We start from the raw sequence: 539 nt of genomic DNA, 5'->3' as shown, positions 1-539 counted from the left end.
GAAGATGGCGCCGCTGCACCACCACTTTGAAAAGTCGGGTTGGAAAGAAACCCAGGTGGTGGTCCGCTTCTGGATCATCACCATGCTGCTCTGCCTGGTGGGCCTGTCCACCCTGAAATTGCGATGAACGAACACGAAGAGCACCTCCCCGGCGAACACCCCGCAGCGTCCCTTCCGGACGGCGGGGTGCCGGCGTCTGCGCACGACGCACAGCCTGCTACGCCGGAAGAGGTGTCAGACATGCCTGCCGTAGAGGCCGTACCTGTCGTGGTCGAGCTTGCTGAGCCGGAGGAATCTGCCAAGGAAGCCCGTGGCCTGCCCACCACGCTGACAGCCGCGCGCGACGCGGCGGCCTTTGTGGCGCAGATTTTTGCGGACACGCATGCTGAGAAGGCCGAGCCTGTGGTGCTGGTGGACGACGTGCAGGTGGCGCTTGAGGAGGCCTTCGCTCCGGAGCCAATGGTGGATGCACCCTTTCAGCCGCTGCTGGGCCAGAACATCCTGATCCTGGGTCTGGGCGCCTCCGGCCTGGCCATGGC

2 pseudogenes are annotated in these 539 nt (G+C 64.9%); both read left to right on the top strand.

What is annotated here, in order from left to right:
• Positions 1 to 127 (top strand): annotated as a pseudogene (locus AC1D1Y_RS26145) (phospho-N-acetylmuramoyl-pentapeptide-transferase); the annotation flags it as partial.
• Positions 124 to 539: pseudogene (locus AC1D1Y_RS26140) on the top strand (hypothetical protein); the annotation flags it as partial. The pseudogenes AC1D1Y_RS26145 and AC1D1Y_RS26140, both read left to right, overlap by 4 nt.

It is taken from the genome of Polaromonas sp. P1_G1 (assembly GCF_056405595.1).
This window is presented reverse-complemented; position numbering and strand designations above follow the sequence as displayed.